Source organism: Corallococcus sp. 4LFB (assembly GCF_046520365.1).
Lineage (GTDB): Bacteria > Myxococcota > Myxococcia > Myxococcales > Myxococcaceae > Corallococcus > Corallococcus caeni.
In genome coordinates this window covers 1-1,385 of record NZ_JBKGHJ010000991.1, presented here as the reverse complement: position 1 = coordinate 1,385, position 1,385 = coordinate 1, and the positions used below count along the sequence as shown (strand labels likewise).

Sequence of the window (1,385 nt, the reverse complement as noted above, 5' to 3'; positions counted from 1 at the left end):
CGCTCCGCGATGGGCTCCGTCGGGCAGCCGCCTCGCGAGCGCATGGCGCGGCCGGCGTCCAGGGCCTCGTCCCGGGCGCCGTCGAGCGCGATGGCGCACAGCGCGGCGTCCGTCGTGGGCGTGCGCGGGAAGGTCAGGATGGCTTCGGTGGCCAGCGGGCTCACCGCGCTCTTCTCCACCGCCACCGCCTGGAGCTTCGCCGCGGCCGTCGGGTCCTGCAGCTTCATCAGCGCGCCGATGGCGGACTCGCGCAGCTCCGGGAAGCTCTCGTCGAGGAGCAGCGCGATGGGGGCCACCGCGCGGGTGTCGCCCGCGTCCCCCAGCCCGCGCACGGCGGCGGCGGCGAGGATGACCTGGCTGTCGCGCACCATGGGCAGCAGCCGGTTCACGGCCTCCGCGCGGCCACTCTTGCCCAGCTCCTCGGCGGCGCCCACGCGTTCGGGGAGCGCGCCCTCGGTAAGGGCCAGGAGGTTGCGGTCCCAGAGGCCCTTGGATTCCGCGGCGACGACGGTGGCCATGGCGCCGGGGACGTTCGCGCTCTTGAGGGCCTGGACGATGACCTGGCGCGTGGCGCGGCCCCGCCGTCCGTACTGGAGCGTGAGGTACGCCTTGGCCTTGTCGCTCTTCACCTTGGCGAGCGCCAGGGCGGCCTGCCCCTGCACGGCCTCGTCCGGATCCTCCAGGAGCTCCCCGAGCAGATCCACGACGCGCGGATCCTGGCTCTCCCCGAGCGCGGCCGCGGCCTCGCCCCGGACGAAGGCGGAGAGGTCCTTGGCGGCGCGGGTGAAGAGGACCAGGTCGTCCGGGTTGTTCTGCGCGGCCAGCTTCTTCACGGCGGCGGCGCGGGTTTCGGGACGGGGGTCCTGGATCTCCGCGAGGAGCTGATCCCGGTTGCCATTGCACCCGACGAGCAGGGTCAGGGCGAGGAAGAGGGGGCGCACGCGGATTCGCATCGTTCTCCAGGAGCGGCGGACGGTGGAGGTAGGCGGCGGTTATATCAACGCCCCCCCGGGCCGCCCACCAACGGAGCGACCCAGGAGGATGGATGCTTCAGCGGGAGCGGCCACCGCGAGGGGGCGGGCGGCCTGCCCCTCCCCGAGGCGCCTTGCTGCCCTCACCCGGGGGCCCCTTCCTCACGCCCGCGCGGACGATGCGCTCGCCGGAGCTGCTGGACGCGGACTCACCGCCGCCGCGAGACCGGCTGCCGGAGGCCTCGCCGCGGGGCTTGAAATCCCGGCGCGTCGGGACGGACCCGCCGGACTCACCGCGCGGCTTCCATTCACGGCGCTCCGGACGGTCGCCACGAGGGGCGCCGCCCGCACCGGCGGGCTTGCCGAAGCGGCCGCCACCACGAGGCGCGCCGCCCTCGGAGCCGAAGCGGCCGG

The 1,385-nt window shown here is 75.1% G+C and carries 1 protein-coding gene and 1 pseudogene; both read right to left on the bottom strand.

Going from position 1 to position 1,385, the window contains the following annotated elements:
* Positions 1-953, bottom strand: a 953-nt coding sequence (locus tag ACLEQD_RS43430; protein WP_410391797.1) for a HEAT repeat domain-containing protein, incomplete at its 3' end; no start/stop codon positions are given.
* Positions 954-1,050: 97 nt separating this feature from the next.
* Positions 1,051-1,385: pseudogene (locus ACLEQD_RS43425) on the bottom strand (pseudouridine synthase); the annotation flags it as partial.